The sequence below is a fragment of the Halomonas sp. genome (assembly GCF_034520545.1).
Taxonomy (GTDB): domain Bacteria; phylum Pseudomonadota; class Gammaproteobacteria; order Pseudomonadales; family Halomonadaceae; genus Halomonas.
Genome location: NZ_JAXHNN010000010.1, coordinates 437,205 through 456,355, shown reverse-complemented (window position 1 = coordinate 456,355; position 19,151 = coordinate 437,205). Strand labels below are relative to the sequence as shown.

Annotated in this window: 22 protein-coding genes; 10 read left to right on the top strand and 12 right to left on the bottom strand. The window is 62.4% G+C overall.

Going from position 1 to position 19,151, the window contains the following annotated elements; genetic code table 11:
• Positions 1–18: 18 nt before the first annotated feature.
• On the bottom strand, positions 19–948 hold the full coding sequence (locus U5L98_RS10740) for a YihY/virulence factor BrkB family protein (RefSeq protein ID WP_322558302.1): 930 nt from the start codon (positions 946–948) through the stop codon (positions 19–21).
• A gap of 116 nt (positions 949–1,064) precedes the next feature.
• Here U5L98_RS10740 and U5L98_RS10735 point away from each other — a divergent pair, with 116 nt between their 5' ends.
• The 6 genes from U5L98_RS10735 (at position 1,065) to dcd (ending at position 5,994) form a co-directional block, all read left to right on the top strand.
• A complete protein-coding gene (locus U5L98_RS10735) occupies positions 1,065–1,613 on the top strand; it encodes a YqhA family protein (protein WP_322558301.1) in 549 nt (182 codons plus the stop codon).
• 211 nt (positions 1,614–1,824) lie between these two features.
• On the top strand, positions 1,825–2,499 hold the full coding sequence (locus U5L98_RS10730; RefSeq protein ID WP_322558300.1) for a hypothetical protein: 675 nt from the start codon (positions 1,825–1,827) through the stop codon (positions 2,497–2,499).
• A 48-nt stretch (positions 2,500–2,547) separates the two neighbouring features.
• Positions 2,548–2,961 carry an alternative ribosome rescue aminoacyl-tRNA hydrolase ArfB gene (gene arfB / locus U5L98_RS10725; RefSeq protein WP_322558299.1) on the top strand — a complete coding sequence of 138 codons (414 nt, stop codon included), beginning with the start codon at positions 2,548–2,550 and terminating at the stop codon, positions 2,959–2,961.
• A gap of 137 nt (positions 2,962–3,098) precedes the next feature.
• The gene (locus U5L98_RS10720; RefSeq protein ID WP_322558298.1) at positions 3,099–4,376 is read left to right on the top strand and encodes a hypothetical protein; all 1,278 of its coding nucleotides are present in this window, start codon (positions 3,099–3,101) and stop codon (positions 4,374–4,376) included.
• Positions 4,377–4,526: 150 nt separating this feature from the next.
• The gene (gene apbC / locus U5L98_RS10715) at positions 4,527–5,327 is read left to right on the top strand and encodes an iron-sulfur cluster carrier protein ApbC (protein WP_416208257.1); all 801 of its coding nucleotides are present in this window, start codon (positions 4,527–4,529) and stop codon (positions 5,325–5,327) included.
• 97 nt (positions 5,328–5,424) lie between these two features.
• A complete protein-coding gene (gene dcd / locus U5L98_RS10710) occupies positions 5,425–5,994 on the top strand; it encodes a dCTP deaminase (protein WP_322558296.1) in 570 nt (189 codons plus the stop codon).
• A 108-nt stretch (positions 5,995–6,102) separates the two neighbouring features.
• Here dcd and purN read toward each other — a convergent pair whose 3' ends face one another.
• Both purN and purM read right to left on the bottom strand, forming a co-directional pair.
• The gene (gene purN, locus U5L98_RS10705) at positions 6,103–6,834 is read right to left on the bottom strand and encodes a phosphoribosylglycinamide formyltransferase (RefSeq protein ID WP_322558295.1); all 732 of its coding nucleotides are present in this window, start codon (positions 6,832–6,834) and stop codon (positions 6,103–6,105) included.
• Positions 6,831–7,904, bottom strand: coding sequence for a phosphoribosylformylglycinamidine cyclo-ligase (gene purM / locus U5L98_RS10700; protein ID WP_322558294.1), 1,074 nt, complete (start codon positions 7,902–7,904; stop codon positions 6,831–6,833). The genes purN and purM overlap by 4 nt, the downstream gene beginning before the upstream one ends.
• Positions 7,905–8,026: 122 nt before the next feature.
• Here purM and U5L98_RS10695 point away from each other — a divergent pair, with 122 nt between their 5' ends.
• Positions 8,027–9,106: an AI-2E family transporter gene (locus U5L98_RS10695; protein ID WP_322558293.1), complete on the top strand. Its 1,080-nt coding sequence runs from the start codon at positions 8,027–8,029 to the stop codon at positions 9,104–9,106.
• Positions 9,103–9,804: a DnaA regulatory inactivator Hda gene (gene hda / locus U5L98_RS10690; RefSeq protein ID WP_322558292.1), complete on the top strand. Its 702-nt coding sequence runs from the start codon at positions 9,103–9,105 to the stop codon at positions 9,802–9,804. The genes U5L98_RS10695 and hda overlap by 4 nt, the downstream gene beginning before the upstream one ends.
• A gap of 21 nt (positions 9,805–9,825) precedes the next feature.
• Here hda and ehuB read toward each other — a convergent pair whose 3' ends face one another.
• The 3 genes from ehuB to U5L98_RS10675 all read right to left on the bottom strand — a co-directional run bounded on the left by ehuB (position 9,826) and on the right by U5L98_RS10675 (position 12,082).
• Positions 9,826–10,704 carry an ectoine/hydroxyectoine ABC transporter substrate-binding protein EhuB gene (ehuB, locus tag U5L98_RS10685; RefSeq protein WP_322558291.1) on the bottom strand — a complete coding sequence of 293 codons (879 nt, stop codon included), beginning with the start codon at positions 10,702–10,704 and terminating at the stop codon, positions 9,826–9,828.
• A gap of 311 nt (positions 10,705–11,015) precedes the next feature.
• Positions 11,016–11,588 (bottom strand): carboxypeptidase-like regulatory domain-containing protein, encoded by a 573-nt coding sequence (locus U5L98_RS10680; RefSeq protein ID WP_322558290.1) that lies wholly within the window; start codon positions 11,586–11,588, stop codon positions 11,016–11,018.
• A 125-nt stretch (positions 11,589–11,713) separates the two neighbouring features.
• Entirely contained in the window at positions 11,714–12,082 is a 369-nt protein-coding gene (locus U5L98_RS10675) for a phasin family protein (protein ID WP_322558289.1), read from the bottom strand.
• 212 nt (positions 12,083–12,294) lie between these two features.
• On the opposite strand from U5L98_RS10675, the gene U5L98_RS10670 reads away from it, so the two are divergent.
• Positions 12,295–13,674: a class II fumarate hydratase gene (locus U5L98_RS10670; RefSeq protein WP_322558288.1), complete on the top strand. Its 1,380-nt coding sequence runs from the start codon at positions 12,295–12,297 to the stop codon at positions 13,672–13,674.
• Positions 13,675–13,757: 83 nt separating this feature from the next.
• Here the strand turns inward: U5L98_RS10670 and phnE (U5L98_RS10665) are convergent, their stop codons facing one another.
• From phnE (U5L98_RS10665) to phnD, 4 genes are all read right to left on the bottom strand, one after another.
• On the bottom strand, positions 13,758–14,567 hold the full coding sequence (gene phnE / locus U5L98_RS10665; protein ID WP_322558287.1) for a phosphonate ABC transporter, permease protein PhnE: 810 nt from the start codon (positions 14,565–14,567) through the stop codon (positions 13,758–13,760).
• A complete protein-coding gene (gene phnE / locus U5L98_RS10660; RefSeq protein WP_322558286.1) occupies positions 14,561–15,373 on the bottom strand; it encodes a phosphonate ABC transporter, permease protein PhnE in 813 nt (270 codons plus the stop codon). The genes phnE (U5L98_RS10665) and phnE (U5L98_RS10660) overlap by 7 nt, the downstream gene beginning before the upstream one ends.
• Positions 15,360–16,172 (bottom strand): phosphonate ABC transporter ATP-binding protein, encoded by an 813-nt coding sequence (phnC, locus tag U5L98_RS10655; protein WP_322558285.1) that lies wholly within the window; start codon positions 16,170–16,172, stop codon positions 15,360–15,362. Before phnC ends, phnE (U5L98_RS10660) begins: the two co-directional genes overlap by 14 nt.
• An 83-nt stretch (positions 16,173–16,255) precedes the next feature.
• On the bottom strand, positions 16,256–17,263 hold the full coding sequence (gene phnD, locus U5L98_RS10650) for a phosphate/phosphite/phosphonate ABC transporter substrate-binding protein (protein WP_322558284.1): 1,008 nt from the start codon (positions 17,261–17,263) through the stop codon (positions 16,256–16,258).
• A 102-nt stretch (positions 17,264–17,365) separates the two neighbouring features.
• Here phnD and U5L98_RS10645 point away from each other — a divergent pair, with 102 nt between their 5' ends.
• The gene (locus U5L98_RS10645) at positions 17,366–17,953 is read left to right on the top strand and encodes a histidine phosphatase family protein (RefSeq protein WP_322558283.1); all 588 of its coding nucleotides are present in this window, start codon (positions 17,366–17,368) and stop codon (positions 17,951–17,953) included.
• Positions 17,954–18,001: 48 nt separating this feature from the next.
• Here the strand turns inward: U5L98_RS10645 and U5L98_RS10640 are convergent, their stop codons facing one another.
• Positions 18,002–18,148, bottom strand: a complete 147-nt coding sequence (locus U5L98_RS10640; protein ID WP_322558282.1) for a hypothetical protein — start codon at positions 18,146–18,148, stop codon at positions 18,002–18,004.
• An 84-nt stretch (positions 18,149–18,232) separates the two neighbouring features.
• Positions 18,233–18,991: a DeoR/GlpR family transcriptional regulator gene (locus tag U5L98_RS10635; RefSeq protein WP_322558281.1), complete on the bottom strand. Its 759-nt coding sequence runs from the start codon at positions 18,989–18,991 to the stop codon at positions 18,233–18,235.
• Between the last annotated feature and the right edge of the window lie 160 nt (positions 18,992–19,151).

Sequence of the window (19,151 nt, the reverse complement as noted above, 5' to 3'; positions counted from 1 at the left end):
GCCTCTGCCATTTTCTGGCTAGTCGACATGCGTCACCGCCTGGTGTCGGGGATCGACGTGCCAGGCTAGACCCAGGCGGGCATTGCGCTCCAGTTCTGCAATGACCTGCGCACCGAGCAGCAATATGATGGCGCCGACCTCCAGGCTCAGCAGCACGACCACTAGGGTGGCCAGGGAGCCGTATACCGCGTTCACCAGTGAGATGTTAGCAAAGTAGAAGACCAGAATCAGGCGTACGCCCTCCCAAAGCAGGGCGGCGATGAAGCCGCCCACCAGAGCGCGACGCAGGGCAATCGTAACTACGGGCAGGACCTTGTAGATGGCGCTGAACAGCAGGAAGACACCGAGGAAGCTGGTCAGGTTGAGCATCGGCTCGGAAAGGCCGGCCAGCGGCAGTTCGCGTTCAAAGATAGCCATCCACAAGGCATTCATCGAGCTGACCAGGGTCACCAGCAGAGTCAGTGCCAGCAGCCCCGCCCCCAGGACCAGCATGAAGGCATAGGGCAGCAGCACCGAAACCCAGGCGCTGCGGCCGTGGGGGTTCGTGTCCGGAGCATGGAAGATGATTGCCAGGGCGTCCTCGAGCATGCGAAAGGCAAAAGAGCTGAACAGCAGCAGAACGGGAAAGCCCAGGATGCCGATCACGTCCCGCGAATCGAGCAGGGTACGTACCGCATCGAGCAAGACCTCGGCGTGAGCGGGCGCCAGATGGCGAGCCTGGATGCTGAGCACCTCGAGCAGGTGAGCTTCGTCGGCCACGCCGGCCAGCAGCACCACCAGCAGGGCGAACATCGGCACGATGGAGAGCAGGATATTGTAGCCTACGCCACCGGCCAGTAGGATGCCGCGGTTGCGCAGGAAGGCACACAGCACGCGCCACAGGAAGAGCATGATGCGTGGCAGCAGGGTGAAGATCATATGTCGTGAGGGAATAGGCGGTAATTTCATCAGAGGCTGCCGTGCGAAAGGACTTGCGCCATCATAGGCGCTTCGAGCGTCATATCGTCAAACTCCCTTTTCCGCGATGCCCTAATCGATGGACTTGAATACACAAGGAGAACGTCATGGATCGGGATTCCCAGCCAGAGCGCAAGACGCAAAGAAGCCAACTCGAGCGCCGTTTCGAGGCCTTCCTCTGGAGTTCTCGTTTGATGGTTCTCCTGGCCGTCGTACCGGCCCTGCTGGGGGCTCTCGTGCTGTTCATCATCGCCAGCCTGGATATTCTCTCGGTACTGGCCGATACCTGGCGCCACTACGCGGTGGGAGGCCCCGACATCCACAAGAGCGTGGTCACCGATATCATCGTCGCTGTGGATATCTATCTGATCGCCCTGGTGCTGATGATTTTCGGCCTGGGGGTCTACAAGCTTTTCGTCTCGCGTATCGAACCGGTCGAGGGACGCAATCCCCAGCACCCCTTTAACGTTAGCTCCCTCGACCAGCTCAAGGACAAGATCGCCCGGGTAGTCATCCTGGCTGTGATCATCGAGTTCTTCCGGGCCGTGGTGGGGATCAGCTTCGACACGCCGCTGGATGCCATCTACCTGGCGCTGTCGGTGCTGGCCCTGGCCCTCGCCCTCTACCTGATGGCGCTGGCGCACAAGCAGGAGTGATGGCGGGCTCGAGCCAAAGTGCCTGCCTTGCCAGGCAAATGGAGAGATTGATAGATATTCCGCTGCCTGGACGTAAGATGGCGTGCCGACGAATATTCCCCTTTCGGCCATTTCCCGCGCGTGTAGCCTGTCCAGTTCTCTCGCGAGGGCGAGGACCGGTTTCCCGGCAGGCACTCTCGATGTACTTCTTATCCTCCCTCATAGAGACACCATGGCAAAATTCGAAGAGATCGGCACAGCGAGCATTCCCGGGCAGGGTGGTGAGCTGAGGTTGCTGCAGCGTAACGACGAGTTTTCGATCCGTATCACCGGCAAGTCCGGTGAGCTGATGAATACCCGCCTGCACGGTTCCGAGGATGCCTTGGCAGAACTTGCCTGTGAGCGAATCGCTGATCGTTCCGGAGCGCGTGTGCTGATCGGCGGACTGGGGATGGGTTTTACGCTTGCCGCGGCGTTGAAGGCGCTCGGCGAGGACGCCGAGGTCGTCGTCGCCGAGCTGGTTCCAGGGGTAGTCGAATGGAATCAGGGTCCGCTCGGTGATGCCGCCGGTCGTCCCCTCGACGACCCCCGAACCCACGTCAGCCTGGGTGACGTCGGCGAGTTGTTGCGCCGCGAGCCCGGCGGCTTCGACGCCATCATGCTCGACGTGGACAATGGCCCTGAGGGGCTTACGCGCCGTGAGAACGACTGGCTGTATTCGCCCCGGGGGCTCGCCGCGGCTCAGCAGGCGCTGCGAACCGAGGGTGTGCTGGCGGTCTGGTCAGCAGGTCAGGACCCGGCATTTACCGAGAGGTTGCGGCGCATCGGTTTGCTCGTCGAGGAGGTCACGGTGCGTGCCCATCGCCCCGGCAAGGGCGCCAAACATCGAATCTGGCTGGCATACTAAGGCTCGTTCACCACTCACCATTCACCCTTTATCTCGATAGGCCCATGCATGCTGGAACTTTCTCGCCAGGTGAGCATTCCCGATCATGAGATCGAGATGCAGGCTGTGCGCTCTCAGGGGGCTGGTGGTCAGAACGTCAACAAGGTTGCCAGCGCCATTCACCTGCGTTTCGATATTCAGGCTTCCAGCCTGCCCGAAGGCTTCAAGGAGAAGCTTCTGGCGCTGGGTGACCAGCGCATTACCCGCGATGGGGTGGTGATCATCAAGGCCCAGAGTCATCGTACTCAGGAGCGTAATCGCGCCGAGGCCCTTGCGCGGCTCAAGGCGTTGATCAAGAGTGTGATGTATGCTCCGAAGAAGCGCGTAGCTACTCGTCCCAGCAAAGGCGCCAAGCAGCGTCGGCTGGACAGTAAGAAGAAGCGCGGTCGGCACAAGGCGTTGCGTGGCAAGGTCGAGACCTGACGTTGACTGAGAGGTCGATGTTCGGGTGGCGACGTCTCACCGGACGTGTATGCTGAAAGTCGTGACGACGAAGGCTGGCCATAGTTGGCCGGTGACATCCAACCACGCAGGGGGATACATCGATGGCGGATACGTCGATGAGTGAGCTGTTCAAGGATAACCGCGTCAAGGGCCTGGCGGCCGTGGCGGTTGTTGCCATCATCTGGGCCCTGGTTGCCCAGTCGAGCGTCAGTTCCAGCAACGAGGCCCGCGATTCGTTGCAGGCGCAATTCGAGAACACGCAGGCTGAACTCGAGAATGTCCAGGCCGAGAATGAGAGTGTCCAGGCCGAGAATGCATCCTTGACCGAGCGCGTCCAGGAATTGCGCAACACGGCCGGCAATGTCGATGAGCTCGCAGAGCAGCGCAGCGAACTCGAGTCGCAACTGCAGTCCGCCGAGGCCGAGCTGCAGCGCGTTCAGGACGAGACTGCCACGGCCCGCACCGAGCTCGAGGAGGCCCAGGCCTCCGTAGAGGCAACTCAGGCTGACTTGGAAGCTCGCCAGAATCAACTCGAAGCCGCCGAGGAGGCCCTCGCGACGACTCAAGAGGAGCGTCAGCAGGCTGCCGAGGCTCGTGACGCGGCTCAAGCTTCGCGACAAGAAGCCGAGGAGGCTCGCCAGGCCGCCGAGGAGGAACGCCAGCAAGCCGAGGCGGCTCGCCAAGAGGCCGAGCAGAAGCGTAGCGAGGCGATCGCTGCCCGCGACGAAGCCCGTGCCGAGCTCGAGGGGCTGCAGGAAGAAATCGCCGCGGCCGAGGAGAACCTGGCCGGGGTCAACGACGAGATCGCCGCCATGCAGGAGGAGCGTGATGCCCTCCAGCAGGAGATCAGCGAACTCGAGGCCAGCCGTAACGAGGCAAGCGAGGCGCTGGAGGCGACTCGGGGGGAACTGGAAGACGCCAGATCAGAACTCGTTAAGGCTCGCGAGACGTTCAAGGACCTCGAACTGGCCATCCAGTTAGGCCGTGACGAAGTTGCCGAGATCGAGTCTCAGATCGAGTCCCGCCAGTCTCAGCTCGAGCGCCTGGAAAGTCAGCTCGAGACCTGGCGCAATGAGCTATCCCGTCTTGAGGGCAGCGTGCAGGCCGATCAGGGTAACAACGCTGCTGGCCAGCAGGAAGCCGATGCCCAGCAAGAGGATAATGGCGGAGCTGCACAGCAGGAAGCCAGTGCTCAGCAAGAAGATAATGGCGGAGCTGCACAGCAGGAAGCCAGTGCTCAGCAAGATGGCAATGGCGCTGCCGGCCAGCAGAAAGCCGATGCCCAGCAAGAGGATGATGGCGGAGCTGCACAGCAGGAGGCCGATGCCCAGCAAGAGGGTAATGGTGCCTTGCAGCAACAGGCCGATGTCCTGGAAGACGGCAATACCGACTGACCCTCACGGGGCGGTCCATCAGCCACGACGGCGAGCCATTGGCTCGCCGTCGTGCGTTGGCAGGCATTGCATGGCAGGGCGACCCGCCGGGTATACTGGTCGTTCATGCCGCTTGCGTGGCAACCCCAACTGCATAAGGAGCGAGACGTGATCGAAGGGGTCAAGCATATCGTCGCCGTGGCATCCGGCAAGGGCGGGGTGGGAAAGTCCACCGTGACCGTCAACCTGGCACTGGCAATGGCTGTTGAAGGCTATCGAGTGGGCATCCTGGATGCCGACATCTATGGTCCCAGCCAGGCCCAGATGCTGGGAGTGGGCGAGGGCGTGCGTCCCCAGTCTGCGGGCGAGAATCTTTTCAAGCCACTCGAGGCTCACGGCATCCAGGCCATGTCCATGGCCTTTCTGGTCGACATCCGCGAGCCCATGGTCTGGCGCGGGCCCATGGTTGCCGGCGCCTTCCAGCAGATGCTCACCCAGACCGTCTGGGACGATCTGGACTATCTGTTCATCGACATGCCGCCGGGCACCGGTGACATCCAGCTGACCCTGGCCCAGAAGGTACCGGTGGATGGCGCGGTGATCGTCACTACGCCCCAGGACATCGCCCTGTTGGATGCGCGCAAGGGCATCGAGATGTTCCGTAAGGTCAATGTGCCGGTGCTTGGGGTCGTGGAGAACATGAGCCTGCACATCTGTTCCAACTGTGGCCACAGCGAGCCAATCTTCGGCGAGGGTGGAGGTGAGCGCATCGCCAAGGAGTACGAGACCCAGGTGCTCGGTCGTCTGCCGCTGACCCTGTCGATCCGCGAGCAGGTAGATGGCGGGCGGCCCACCGTGGTGGCCGAGCCGGAAGGCGAGGTGACTGCCACGTTCCGCGACATGGCGCGCCAGGTCGCCGAGCAGATCCGTGGCCAGGGCGCCGAGGGGCCGGAGATATCCTTCAGCGACTGATCCCGGCCGCGATGATGCGCGCCGTGACCTTCACCGCCGAGGCCGCTATGCTATGGCCCCGGTTTTTTCGCCTGTTTACCTAGTTCAGGACGCTTCGATGAGCATCAAATCCGACAAATGGATCCGCCGCATGGCCGAGCGGGAGGGCATGATCGAACCCTTCGAGCCGGGTCAGGTGCGCTACGACGACGCCCAGCGGCGGGTGATCTCCTACGGGACGTCAAGTTACGGCTACGATGTTCGCTGCTCCGACGAGTTCAAGGTCTTCACCAATATTCATTCTGCAGTGGTGGACCCCAAGAAGTTCGACGACAAGAGTTTCGTCGACATCAAGGGTGACATGTGCGTCATACCGCCGAACTCCTTTGCTCTGGCGCGCACTGTGGAATACTTTCGCATCCCGCGCAGCGTGCTGACCATCTGCCTGGGCAAGTCCACTTATGCGCGTTGCGGCATCATCGTCAACGTCACTCCGCTGGAACCCGAGTGGGAAGGGCATGTGACCCTGGAGTTCTCCAACACCACCAACCTCCCGGCACGCATCTATGCCAACGAGGGGGTGGCGCAGATGCTCTTCCTGGAATCCGATGAGGTCTGCGAGACTTCTTACAAGGACCGCGGCGGGAAGTACATGGGGCAGCGCGGCGTGACCCTGCCGAGGACCTGATAGCGCCGAGCTACAAGCGCCGAGCTACAAGCAAGCCCCGAAGGCCGAGACCTTCGGGGCTTGCTTTTGCACGAGATCATCAGACTCTGCTTGGCTGCTTGGCTTGTGTCAGTCCTCGTCCAACTCCTCGGCGGCATCGGCATGGGAGAGCCGCATGCCGGTGGGTGGCAGGGCAACACCGTCCATAGTGGCACTGTCGCCCTTGAGCTGCAGGCGGCCCTCTAGGAACCAGCGTACGGCGATCGGGTAGATCAGGTGTTCACGGGCCTGGACCCTGGCTTGGAGACTTTCTTCCGTGTCACTCTCGGCGACGGCTACCTCGGCCTGCAGAGCGACCGGCCCGCCATCCAGCTCCTCGGTGACGAAGTGCACGCTGCAGCCGTGCATGGTCACGCCATCGGCCAGGGCGCGCGCATGGGTATGCAGTCCGGTGTAGTCAGGCAGCAGCGAGGGGTGGATGTTGAGCATCCGACCTAGGAAGCGGTTGACGAAGCGCGGTGTGAGAATGCGCATGAAGCCGGCCAGCACGAGCAGATCGGGTTCATGGCGCTCGATGACCTTGATCAGGGCGCCGTCGTAGGCATCGCGGCTATCGTACTCGCGATGAGGCAGGGCCACGGCGTCGATGCCGGCATCCCGGGCACGCTTCAGTCCGTAGGCATTCGGCTGATTGGAGATCACCGCGACGATCTCGCCGCCCAGGGTGTCATGGCTCTGGGCGTCGATCAGTGCCTGGAGGTTGCTACCGCTGCCGGAGATCAGCACCACCACCCGCCGGGTCTCACTGGGCTCGGGGGTGAAGGTGTTCAGGGTGTCGCTCTGGTAGCCGGTGCCGCTCATGCCTTGAGATTCTCCAATTGGACCTGTTCTTCGGCATCGCCCCGCGCGGTGACCTCGCCGATGCGGTGAACCGTCTCGCCCAGGGCCTGCAGATGGGCACGGGCCTGATCGGCTTTTTCCGCCGGCACAACGATCACCATGCCGATGCCGCAATTGAGCACGCGGTGCATCTCTTCTTCCGCGACGTTGCCCTGCGCCTTGAGCCAGTCGAAGATAGCCGGACGCGTCCAGCTGGACGCATCAACGCGCGCCGCCAGGGTCTCGGGCAGTACACGGGGGAGGTTTTCGAGCAGGCCGCCACCGGTGATGTGCGACAGGGCATGCACCGGAATGTCCGTCTCCTTGATCAAGGACAGCAGGGGCTTGACGTAGATGCGGGTGGGAGCGAGTAATGCCTCGCCCAGCGACTGGCCGTCGATGGCGGTATCCAGCGCCGAATCGTTGACCTCGAGGATCTTACGGATCAGCGAGTAGCCGTTGGAGTGGGGGCCGGAGGAAGCCATACCCAGCAGTACGTCACCCTCACCGACCTTCTTGCCATCGAGGATCTCGGACTTTTCCACCACGCCCACGCAGAAGCCGGCGAGGTCATAGTCGTTGCCCTCGTACATGCCGGGCATCTCCGCGGTCTCGCCGCCCACCAGGGCACATCCGGCCCGCTCGCAGCCTTCACCGATACCGGTCACTACGTCGGCGGCGATATCCACGTCCAGCTTGCCCGTGGCATAGTAGTCGAGGAAGAACAGCGGTTCCGCCCCGGCCACTACCAGGTCGTTGACACACATGGCCACCAGGTCGATGCCGATGGTGTCATGGCGGCCCAGTTCCATGGCCAGGCGCAGCTTGGTGCCGACGCCATCGGTGCCTGACACCAGCACCGGCTCACGGTAGCCGGTCGGCAGTTCGCAAAGGGCGCCGAAACCGCCCAGGCCGCCCATCACCTCCGGACGGGTCGTGCGTTTGGCAACGCCCTTGATGCGATCGACCAGGGCATTGCCGGCATCGATGTCGACACCGGCATCCTTGTAACTGAGCGATACTCCGCTTGGGCGATTGGTGGGATCGGTCATGACGTTTCCTGTATGAAAATGGCGGTCGCGTTGCCTGTTGCAAGACGCGCCAGAGGATAGAATTGTAGCATCACGGAGTGCGGCTGGCAGCCCGCCGGCCGCGCCGACACAGGGAGGAGACGATGCACAGGCAGTGGTGGGTGGTGGCGGCGATAGCGGCGCTGGGGCTGTGGTTCGTGGTGAGTATCGAGCCGGTACTGATGCCTTTCTTCGTCAGCATGGTCCTCGCCTACCTGGGTGACCCCCTGGCCGACCGTCTCGAGGCTTGCGGCCTTTCGCGGCGCCTGGCGGTGTCGCTGGTCTTCCTGCTGCTGACGCTGGTCATCGTGCTCACCCTGCTACTCGTGGTGCCGATACTGGGCCGACAGCTTGGCCAGCTGATCGAATCGCTGCCGGCAGTGCTCAATTGGGTCCAGCAGACGGTGGTGCCGCATATCCAGTCACTGACCGGCATGGATCTCTCCACCGACATCGATCAGATGCGTCGGGCAATCGTCGATAACTGGAAAGAGACCGGGACGTTCGCCGCTACTGTGCTGGCGCAGGCTTCACGGTCCGGCCTGGCGCTCGTGGCGTGGATCGGCAATCTGGCGCTTATTCCCGTGGTCACGTTCTACCTTTTGCTGGATTGGGACATCCTGATTGCCAAGATACGCGGCTCACTGCCGCGCAGCTGGGAGCCTGCCACGGTGCGCCTCGCCGGTGAGTGCGACGAGGTGCTGTCCGCTTTCCTGCGCGGCCAACTGATCGTCATGCTTTGCCTGGGGGTGATCTATGCGGTAGGACTGACCCTGCTAGGCGTGCGCTTCGGTCTGCTGATCGGCATGCTGGCGGGGCTGGCCAGCATCGTGCCTTACCTCGGGGTGATCGTGGGCATCTCGGTGGCCGGCGTGGTGGCGTTCTTCCAGTTCGGCGATTGGCTGATCCTGCTTGGCGTCGCGGGGGTGTTCGGTCTTGGTCAGTTGGTCGAAAGCGTGGTGCTGCAGCCCAAGCTGCTCGGTAACAAGATCGGCCTGCATCCGGTGGCCGTGATCTTCGCCGTGCTGGCCGGGGGACAGCTGTTCGGATTCACCGGCGTGTTGCTGGCACTGCCCGTGGCAGCCGTGGTGATGGTGGTGTTGCGTTATCTACACGAGCACTATAAAAACAGCACCTTGTATGACGACGGACGTCAACGTAGCCACGACGAGGAGTCGCCATGAGTCGAGCACCCACGCAATTGCCGCTGGGCGTGGGGTTACGCGACGACGCCACCTTCGCCAATTTCCACCCCGGGCCCAATGCGACCCTGGTTGATCGACTGATGCATCAGCTCGACGCCGACGGCGAACCGTTCCTCTATCTATGGGGCGCTTCCGGCACCGGGCGTAGCCACTTGCTGCAGGCGGCCTGCCATGCGGCCTCGGACCGCGACTGTCGGTCGCTCTACCTGCCACTGGCGGAACTCGGCCACTTCCCGCCGCTGATGCTCGAGGAGATCGAACGCCTCGACCTGGTGGCGATCGATGACCTCGACCGCGTGGTGGGGCGTAAGCGCTGGGAAGAGGCGCTGTTCCACGCCTTCAATCGCCTGCGGGATGCCGGCAAGCGCCTGGTGATCGCCGCCGAGGGGCCGCCGCGCCAACTGCCAGTGAAACTGCCCGATCTGGCCTCGCGATTTACCTGGGGAATGACCTTCCATCTAGCGGGGCTCGATGACACTGGGCGCCTGAAAGCGCTTCAGCTGAGAGCACGAGGGCGTGGCATGCAACTGCCCGACGAAGTGGCACGTTACATCCTGCATCGTGGGCCGAGACGCCTGAATGCGCTCTTCGATACCCTGGAGGTCCTCGATCAGGCCTCGCTCTCGGCCCAGCGCAAGTTGACCATTCCCTTCATCAAGCAGGCGCTGGGCTGGTAGGAGGGCGTGGCGCATGTGGCGCTAGCCAGCCCCGCTGCATAGCTGCTCGGCGTTGAAGCGGTAGGAGTAGATGATGTCCTTTGTCAGGAACCCGTAGCGAGCCAGCGTCTGTTGCCAGTCTCCGTAACGCTTCTCTTCCTCCAAGGCTTCGTTCACCGCGTCACGCAGGTCCTCGGCATCCCGAGGGAAGGCAAAGCCTCCGAAGTAGCGGACTTCTCGACCATTGATCACCGGATCTTTAAAGTTGAATTCCGCCTCCACTCTTGGGCTCATCTGCTCCATCTCCGCTACCGTCATCCCGGTAGCGGCAAAGGCATCGGCCCGACCGCGGACGATGGCCTCGACAGCGTCAGGAAGGCGCTCCACGGTGACGATCCGGTCCGGATCGACGCCCAGGGCAGTGAACATGTCCTGGGTGACCGTGCCTTCCTGGACGGCGACGCGGATGGTATCAGAGCGTTCGACGAAGTCCTCGTAGGCCCGAATGCCGTTGGGGTTGGAGGCCAACACCAATAGCCCTTCGCCATAGGAGGTATTGGGATCCGAGAAGAGCACGCGCGCACAGCGTTCCGGCATGATGGCCATTTCCGCTGCGGCCATGTCGAAGCGGTCGCCTTCCAGCCCCGGGATGAGGTTACTGAATTCTGTTTCGATCCATTCGATTTCCTCGATGCCGAGCCCTTTGAGGATACGCTGAGCGACCTCAGGGCCGACGCCGAGTGCCTCACCCTTCTCGTTCAGGTAGCCATAGGGTTTCTCATTGGCAACGGCGATACGGATCATGCCGCGTTCCTGGATTTCCTCGAGCGTATCGGCCTGCAGGCCGGGGGTGGCCAGCAGAGTAGTCAAAGCACCGGCCAGTAGGGACGATCTGCCAATAGAAAGTGTCTTGGGTGTCATTGTTGTCTGCCCCGCATAGCGTCGTTCCGACCCTTTTCGCGTCTCGGCGGGTCATCCGGTTATTGGTTGTAGTGCCGATTGGGGCCAGAACAGTGTGTGATGGGCCATGATCCATGGCGTCATTGCATGGGAGTCATCATGGCGTCTTGTCCGCCATCTCTCGGTGGTGGTCCATTCAGCGTAGAAGTGTCGTTGAAAAGATGTTAGGAGCAACTGTGTCTGTCGTGAATAACGTACAACGACTGTCGGCGATATCTTACAAGCCGGGGGAGGTCTCGGGCTGCCAGTACCAGGGAGCTAGTACCAGAACGTTAGCGACTGAGATCGATGCTGAGCGCCTGGCCATTGCTTAGGCTGATCTGGCGGATGACCACGCGGGTCTCTCCAGTGGACGGATCCCGGCCGCTGCCCGAAACATAGAATTCCCCGGCGGGCAGTCCGCTGAGGCGGAAGTTGCCATTGCCGTCGGTGCGGGTGGTGTGGGTGTACGCGCGAGCGCGGGGATCCGCGGGTTCCACGGCGCGACCTGCCAGGGCCTGTGACGCGGCTTCCGCCGAGTAGGTGGTGACCGGCGCTACCGACACGCCCGCGTTGGACACGGGGCGACCGCCGATCGTCAGCTTCCCGCTGATCGTGGCGTTACCGCTCTTCTCCAGGGCAGCATACTCCTCGGCGGAGAAGCCTACCTGTCGGGAGACCCGGCCGGTGGTGGAGGGGCGCTCGGCCCTCTCGGGTGGCTCGGTCTCGCGTACCTCCTGTGGCACCTCCGTACCGCGCTCGATTACCTCGACGCGCTCACGTTCACCGGCGGGATAGCGCGGTTCGATGATCTGGCAGCCGGTCAGCGAGAGCCCCAGCAGGGCGGGTACAATCCAAGGTTTCATCTTCAGTCTCCCCGAGGGTGGATGATGCCCCGTGCCCGGTGAGCATAACGCAAAAGGGCCGCCGATCATCGATCGGCGGCCCTTTTGCGATCAAGCAGGCGTCGGCAATGCCGGCGCCTTCAGGCTTACTTGGCTGCCTTGGTGGCAGTCTCGGTCGCCTGCTTGACGTTGTCTTCGGTGAGCTTCTGGCTCTGCTGCACGAAGTCCTGCTGCAGGGAAACGACCTTCTCGGTGTCGCCCTTAAGGCGCTCGGTCAGGTCCTTGGCAACCTTCTGCTGGCCTTCCATGTAGTTGCGCAGGCCCTCGGCATCCTTGACATTCAGCAGGCTGCGCAGCTGCGCCATACCGGTGTCGGTGTAGGCTTTGCTGGCGTCCAGCTGGGCGTTGACCAGCTTCTCGGTGTAATCCACGGACAGTGCGGCATAGGCGCGGGCCGGGCCGAAGAACATGGATTCGAACTGCTCTGTGAACTGCTTGGTGTCGAAGTTTTGCATCGTGAGTCCCTCCCAGGGATTTCGGATCAATTCGAAGGCCGTGGCGGTCTGCCGATGCCTTCTGCGTCTCTGTTGCAGCGCACAATAGCAAAGCGATTGGTGCAGTGCAACATTCTTTCTTTCTTTTTTGCGCCGGGAGGCCTCTTGCAAGGTCGACCGCCTGACGCCATGTTGAGAAGAGCGTCATTCACCCAGAATATGAGGAGCTGGACATGAGCGACCATCGCATAGAGCGCGACAGCATGGGCGAACTGGAAGTGCCGAGAAAGGCGCTCTACGGTGCCCAGACCCAGCGCGCCGTGAACAACTTCCCGGTCTCTGGCCAGCCGATGCCGCCGGCGTTTATCCATGCCATCGCCCGTATCAAGCTGGCAGCAGCCCGGGTGAATCGCGAGCTGGGCCTTCTCGACGATGCGCGATCCAGAGAGGTCATTGCCGCTGCCGAGTCGGTCATCCGCGGCGAGCACGAGGATCAGTTCCCGGTAGATGTCTTCCAGACAGGTTCGGGAACCTCCAGCAACATGAACGTCAACGAGGTGTTGGCCCATCTGGCCAGCCGCGATGGTCTCGATGTGGGACCCAACGACCACGTCAACATGGGGCAGTCGAGCAATGATGTGATTCCTTCGGCGATCCATGTGTCTGCTGCACTGGCGGTGACCAGCCAGCTGCAGCCAGCGCTTGAGCATCTGCGCGAGACTCTCGACACGCGGGCCGCGGAGCTCGACGACGTGGTCAAGACCGGGCGCACCCATCTGATGGACGCCATGCCGCTGCGCATGAGCCAGGAACTGGGTGGCTGGTCGAGCCAGGTGGGGCAGGCCATCGAGCGTTTGGACAGCGCCCTGGTGCGGCTGTGTCGCCTGGCCCAGGGCGGCACGGCGGTGGGCACCGGCATCAACGCCCATCCTGAGTTCGCCGAACGCATGGCGCGCGATCTTAGCGAGCAGACGGGGCTATCGTTCTCGCCCAACGACAGTTTCTTCGCCAGCCTCGGCGCTCAGGACGCCGCGGTGGAGCTCTCCGGGCAGCTCAGGAGCCTGGCCTGTGTGGTGATGAAGATCGCCAACGACCTGCGCTGGATGAACTCCGGGCCTCTGGCAGGGCTGGGTGAGATCGAGTTGGAGGCCCTGCAGCCTGGCAGCTCGATCATGCCCGGCAAGGTCAACCCGGTAATCCCCGAATCGGCCGCTCAGGCCGCCGCCCAGGTGATCGGGCTCGACACGGCGGTGACGGTGGCCGGGCAGAGCGGCAATTTCCAGCTCAACGTCATGCTGCCGTTGATCGCCAACAACCTGCTGACCTCGATCACCTTGATGACCAATACCTCGCGGCTGCTGGCCGACCGCGCCATCGCCACCTTCAAGGTGCGTCATGACAACCTCCAGGAGCCGCTGGCGCGCAACCCTATCCTGGTCACGGCGCTGAACTCGGTGATCGGCTATGACGCTGCGGCTTCCATCGCCAAGCAGGCCTATCAGGCGGGTCGCCCGATCATCGAAGTGGCCGAGGAGCAGACTGATTTGTCGCGGCAGGAGCTCGAGCGGCTGCTCGATCCTGCCGCATTGACGCGAGGCGGGATGCCCGAATAGCACTGGACTCGATGGCATCACGGTTCCGGCCCATGCCGGGTGCCGGATGCCATCGGGCGTACATGTCTGGTCGTGAATGCCTCTTAAAGCGCCTTGCGACGCAACAGCCAGGTGATCGCCTCGCCGATCAGCACCAGCGCGATGATGGCGATCAGGATGGTGGCTACTGTGGTCCAGGCGAAGGTGTCGATGGAGCCTTGCAGGATCACGCCGATGCCGCCGGCACCGACAAGCCCCAGCACTGTCGACTCGCGGATATTGATGTCCCAGCGCAGGATCACGATGGCGAAGAAGGCCGGCATCACCTGGGGCACCACCGCATAGGCGATGACCTTAAGTTTTGAGGCCCCGGTGGCCTCCATGGCCTCCACCGGGCGACGGTCGATCTCCTCGATGGCCTCACCCATCAGCTTGCCGATGAAGCCCACCGAACGGAACATGATGGCCAGTATCCCCGCCAGCACACCGGGGCCGAAAATCGCCACGAACAGCAGGGCCCAGATGATGGTGTTCACCGAGCGGCTGGAGACCAGAATGAAGCGGCCCAGCCACAGGCAGACACGATTGGGCGTGGTGTTCTGGGCGGCGATGTAGGAGACCGGCAGGGCAATGAAGATGGTCAGCATCGTCGACAGGGTCGCGATGTGCACCGTCTCGATCATCGCATTGATGATCTCGCCCAGGCGGCTCGGGTCCGGCGGCCACATGCGTGCCCCCAGCGACGATATCTGATTGGGGGCGTCCCATACCCAAGGCCAGAAGATGTCGATGTCCCTCACCGCCCAGACCACCAGCATCAGGGTAAGCAATATCACCCCGTAGCGGATGAGCTGTTCCTTGGGATTGTGGCGTCGCCAGATGCGCTCGGCGAGCAGGTCAGCGTCCTCTACCATATCTTCTTCCTTACCCAGCCACTGACGCCCTCGCTGACCAGAATCACCGCGATGATGACCAGCAGAATGGCGAAAGCGAAGGCGTAGTCATAGCGCCCGAAGGCGTTCATCAAGGTGCCGCCGATGCCGCCGGCACCGACGATGCCCACCACCGCCGAGGCCCGCAGGTTGCTGTCGAGCTGGTACATCGAGAGCCCCACCTGCCGCGGCAGGATCTGCGGGAAGACCGCATAGACGAGCACGGCGAAATAGCCCGCGCCCGCGGCTTTCATCGCCTCCACCTGGCCCCAGTCTATCTCCTCGATCTCCTCGGCGAGCAACTTGCCAACGAAGCCGATGGAGTAGAGGGTCAGGGTCAGGATGCCCGCCAGGGGACCGAAACCCACCGCGGCGACGAAGAGGATGGCGACGATCACCGGGTGAAAGCTGCGCGAGATGATGATCACCGCCCGTCCCAGCAGATAGACCGGCAGCGGCGCGACGTTGCGTGCCGCCATCACCGCAAAGGGAATCGATAACAGCACGCCCAGCAGGGTGGCCAGCACGGCGATCTGCAGGCTCTCCTTGAAGCCGGTGAGCAACAGATCGAAGCGCTCGAAGCTCGGCGGGAAGCCCCCGCCGAAGATGCGCGCCGCCCGCGGCAGGCCCTGGCTAATACGCTCCCAGTTGAACGGCAGGCTGCCGAAGGCCCAGACCAGATAGACGATCAACACCGCCAGCAGGCCATAACGCAGCAGAGGATTGGCGATGAAGGGCGGCTTGCGCCAGGTTCTGGGGGTCGTACCGGCGCCGTCAGAGGGGGTCATCGGTCACCTCTTTCTTCTTGGCGGCCTGGGCGGGTTCGGCGGTGATCTCATCGTCAGGCGCCTCGATGCCGCCATAGATGGCATCCAGTGCCTCCTTGTTGAAGTCGGCGGGGGCACCGTCGAAGATCATCTTGCCATGGCGCAGACCGACGATGCGCTCGGTATAGGTCTTGGCCTGTGCCACGTTGTGGATATTGATCAGCACCGGCAACGACAGCTCGCTCGCCAGGCTCTGCAGCAGCATCATGATCTGCTCGGACGTCCGCGGGTCCAGCGAGGCCGTGGGTTCGTCGGCGAGCAGCACCTCCGGTTCCTGCATCAGGGCGCGCACCACGCCTACCCTCTGGCGTTCGCCGCCGGAGAGTTCATCGGCCCGCTTGTTGGCGTAGTGGGCGATCCCCACCCGTTCCATCAGGGTGAAGGCACGCTCGATATCCTCGGGGGGATAACGCCGTGTGACGGCCTGGAAGAGACTGACATAGCCGAGCCGGCCGGCCAGAACATTCTCCATCACCGTCAAGCGGTCGATCAGGTTGAATCCCTGAAAGACCATGCCGATCTTGCGGCGCGCCTTACGCAGGGCACCGCCGCGCAGGTTGACGAGTTCCATGCCATTGAGCCGGATCGAGCCCGAGGTCGGCTCCACCAGGCGGTTGATACAACGGAGCATGGTGCTCTTGCCGGCGCCAGAGGCACCGACGATGGCCACCACGCTGTTGTCTTTCACGGCCAGATCCAGTCCCTGCAGGACGGGCTCGTCACGGCCGTAACGCTTGATCAGGTTGGAAATCTCTAACATCGGCGGGTCCGGGCAGGCAAAGGGTCAACTAGACAGCGACGCCGACCTCAGTGTTAAGGCCGGCGTCGTGCCGTCAGTGAACGTTACTGGAGATTGTCGGGAGTGTATTCGACCCCGTTGGCATTCTGGATGGTGCGAATGACCTTCCAGTCTTCCTGGTAATTGATGGGGATGAACTTCTCGACTCCCTCGAACTCCTCGCCGAGTTCGGTACCGGCGAACTCGAAACTAAAGAAGGCCTCCTCGATCTTGTCGACCAGATCGGGATGCAGGTTATGGGCGTAGTTGTAGGATGTCGTCGGGAAGCGGTCGGACTCGTAGATGATCTTGACGTCCTCCTCATCATAAAGCCCCCTCGCCGCCATGCGCTCCACTACCTCCGAGGCCACCGGGGCGGCGTCGTAGTCCTGGGCCACCACGCCGAGCATGGATTGGTCATGGCTGCCGGAGTAAACCACTTCGTAGTCCTCGCCGGGTACGATGCCCATCTCCGGGAAGATTGCGCGCGGCGCCTGGTTGCCCGAGTTGGAGGTCGGCGAGGTATGGGCGACTCGCTTACCCTTGAGGTCCGTTATTTCGTCGATGCCGGAATCGACGTGGGTATAGAGCTGCAGGGTGTAACCGAAGCGTCCGTCATCCGAGCCCATCAGGGCGAAGGGCACGGCGCCAGCCAGGTTGACGGCGAAGGGCGTCGGACCGGTGGAGAAACCGGCGATATGCAGGCGGCCGCTGCGCATGGCCTCGACCTGGGCCGAGTTGGACTGCACGGCGAAGAAACGCACGTCACGTTCCGTCACTGCCTCCAGGTGATCGATGAAGGGCTGCCAGATGTCCGAGTAGATGGCAGGATCCTCTACCGGCGTATAGGCAAAGATCAAGGTATCGGGGTTGGCCCACTCCGATTCGTCCTGCGGGAGGTCGGCAACCATGTCGCCGTTCCTGTCACAGTAGATGTCGGCCAGGGCGCCGCGTTCACAGTCATCCTGAGCCTGGACCTGGTTGGCGGCCAACAGGGCAAGGGGCAGTAGAGAAGATGAGAGAGCCAGCTTGGCGAGCGACGGCTTTTTAGATCGGATGGGATGATGGATCATGGCATGACTCCTGAGGTTATTGTTGTAGAGTGCGTTCGGTTTTCGACATGTCGGTGATCGAATCCGAATAGCTCCTTCTAATCTAGAGTTTGTGACAAAACCATGTCAAACACTTTCCCGGCCGCGTCAGGCCATCGGCGCAACCGTTACCTGCTGATGCGCCACGGTCATAGCCAGGCCAACCAGCAGGGGTTGATCATCAGTTCGCCGCAACGCGGGCTGGCTGGCTTCGGTCTCTCGGCCATTGGTCGCGAACAAATTGATGGGCTGCTGGCCGACTGGTGCTGGGCGACGCCCAGCCGAATCCTGCACTCGGACTTTCGGCGCACCACCGAGACGGCCGAACGTGTCGCGCAGCACTTCGGTCTCTCGCTCGAAGCTGAACCGCGACTCAGGGAGCGCCACTTCGGGGCATTCGAGGGAGACGGAGATGAGCGTTATCATGAAATCTGGGCGCGAGATGCCCGTGACCCGGCGCATCGCCATGCCGGCGTCGAGGCCGTCGCCGAAGTGGCTGCGCGAATGACGGGGTTGATCGTTGAGCTTGAGCAGCATCATGCAGGGGAAACGATTTTGCTGGTCAGTCACGGGGATCCGTTGCAGATCCTGCTGACCGCTCTGGAAGGCGGCGAGCTGAACCGGCATCGTGAGCGGGAGCCGCTTGCGCCGGCCAGCATCACGCTCCTGTGATTGCGTGCTCGTGACGCGTCACATCAGGCGGTACGCCGCGGCGTGGCACTATCCCTGGCAGTAAACGCCCAGGGAGGCGTCATCGCACAGCGGATGCAGCGCAGAGAAGGTGCGGATCACGGCGTCTCGTGAGAGTTGGGTGCGGAAGTGGGCGTTGACGACCGAGAGAAGGTAGTCGATCTCTTCCTCGATCAAGGCGCGTCATGGTGATCTGGTGTGCTGCCAGAGGTGTGCTTCCAGAGTGGAGGGCAGGGGATAGTAGCGCTGCCGGGCGCGGCGTCAGGCGATATATAGCGTCACATCGTACTGCTTCAGCAGGCGCAAGATAGCCTCGGGCGGCTCGCGGTCGGTGAACAGGGCGTCGAGCTGTGCCAGGTTGCCCTGGCGAACCACCGGGTTGCGCTGGAACTTGGAATGATCGGTGGCCAGGAATATCTTGCGGGAATTGCGGATAATGGCCTGGGCGACACGCACTTCCTGGTAGTCGAACTCCAGCAGGGAGCCATCCTCGTCGATACCGCTGATGCCGATGATGCCGTAGTCGACCTTGAACTGATTGATGAAGTCGATAGTCGCCTCGCCGATGATGCCTCCATCCCGTGAGCGCACCTCGCCGCCGGCGATGATGACATTGAAGTCATCCTTATGCTGGAGGATCGCCGCCACGTTGAGATTGTTGGTGATCACTTCCAGGCCTTGGTGATCGAGCAGCGCCTCGGCGATGACCTCGTTGCTGGTTCCGATGTTGATGAACAGCGATGAGTGGTCGGGAATGTGCCGAGCGAGTAGCTCGGCGATACGCTGCTTGGCCTCGAGGTTGAGGGTCTTGCGTGTCGAGTAGGCGGTATTGACGGTGCTCGACTCCAGGCCTGCGCCACCGTGTACCCGGCGAATGCGCCCTTCGGCGGAGAGAGTGTTGAGGTCGCGACGAATGGTCTGGGGGGTGACCGTAAAGTGCTCGGTGAGCTGCTCAATGCTGGCATACCCCTGGCGGCGCACCAACTCGATGATGGCGTCCTGGCGTTGCTGCTGGTTCATGGCATCTCCTTGGTTAAGCATGATTCTACTGCATTTTCGTCGCTTGCGGGATGATCGTGGAAGTACGAAGTCGGTAACTGCAGCAGCGCTTCCTTCCCTTTCACCCGAGACCTTGACCCGAGACCGTGTGATTGCTCTCTTTATTAGGGCTCCTTGATTT

Excerpts from the sequence above, each read along its gene's own strand:
- dcd (WP_322558296.1), top strand. The coding sequence starts at position 5,425 with ATGAGCATCAAATCCGACAAATGGATCCGCCGCATGGCCGAGCGGGAG.
- purM (WP_322558294.1), bottom strand. The coding sequence starts at position 7,904 with ATGACCGATCCCACCAATCGCCCAAGCGGAGTATCGCTCAGTTACAAG.
- arfB (WP_322558299.1), top strand. The coding sequence starts at position 2,548 with ATGCTGGAACTTTCTCGCCAGGTGAGCATTCCCGATCATGAGATCGAG.
- U5L98_RS10645 (WP_322558283.1), top strand. The coding sequence starts at position 17,366 with ATGTCAAACACTTTCCCGGCCGCGTCAGGCCATCGGCGCAACCGTTAC.
- phnD (WP_322558284.1), bottom strand. The coding sequence starts at position 17,263 with ATGATCCATCATCCCATCCGATCTAAAAAGCCGTCGCTCGCCAAGCTG.
- purN (WP_322558295.1), bottom strand. The coding sequence starts at position 6,834 with ATGAGCGGCACCGGCTACCAGAGCGACACCCTGAACACCTTCACCCCC.
- U5L98_RS10670 (WP_322558288.1), top strand. The coding sequence starts at position 12,295 with ATGAGCGACCATCGCATAGAGCGCGACAGCATGGGCGAACTGGAAGTG.
- phnE (WP_322558286.1), bottom strand. The coding sequence starts at position 15,373 with ATGACCCCCTCTGACGGCGCCGGTACGACCCCCAGAACCTGGCGCAAG.
- phnE (WP_322558287.1), bottom strand. The coding sequence starts at position 14,567 with ATGGTAGAGGACGCTGACCTGCTCGCCGAGCGCATCTGGCGACGCCAC.
- U5L98_RS10730 (WP_322558300.1), top strand. The coding sequence starts at position 1,825 with ATGGCAAAATTCGAAGAGATCGGCACAGCGAGCATTCCCGGGCAGGGT.
- hda (WP_322558292.1), top strand. The coding sequence starts at position 9,103 with ATGAGTCGAGCACCCACGCAATTGCCGCTGGGCGTGGGGTTACGCGAC.
- U5L98_RS10635 (WP_322558281.1), bottom strand. The coding sequence starts at position 18,991 with ATGAACCAGCAGCAACGCCAGGACGCCATCATCGAGTTGGTGCGCCGC.
- phnC (WP_322558285.1), bottom strand. The coding sequence starts at position 16,172 with ATGTTAGAGATTTCCAACCTGATCAAGCGTTACGGCCGTGACGAGCCC.
- U5L98_RS10740 (WP_322558302.1), bottom strand. The coding sequence starts at position 948 with ATGAAATTACCGCCTATTCCCTCACGACATATGATCTTCACCCTGCTG.
- U5L98_RS10680 (WP_322558290.1), bottom strand. The coding sequence starts at position 11,588 with ATGAAACCTTGGATTGTACCCGCCCTGCTGGGGCTCTCGCTGACCGGC.
- ehuB (WP_322558291.1), bottom strand. The coding sequence starts at position 10,704 with ATGACACCCAAGACACTTTCTATTGGCAGATCGTCCCTACTGGCCGGT.
- U5L98_RS10720 (WP_322558298.1), top strand. The coding sequence starts at position 3,099 with ATGAGTGAGCTGTTCAAGGATAACCGCGTCAAGGGCCTGGCGGCCGTG.
- U5L98_RS10695 (WP_322558293.1), top strand. The coding sequence starts at position 8,027 with ATGCACAGGCAGTGGTGGGTGGTGGCGGCGATAGCGGCGCTGGGGCTG.
- U5L98_RS10675 (WP_322558289.1), bottom strand. The coding sequence starts at position 12,082 with ATGCAAAACTTCGACACCAAGCAGTTCACAGAGCAGTTCGAATCCATG.
- U5L98_RS10735 (WP_322558301.1), top strand. The coding sequence starts at position 1,065 with ATGGATCGGGATTCCCAGCCAGAGCGCAAGACGCAAAGAAGCCAACTC.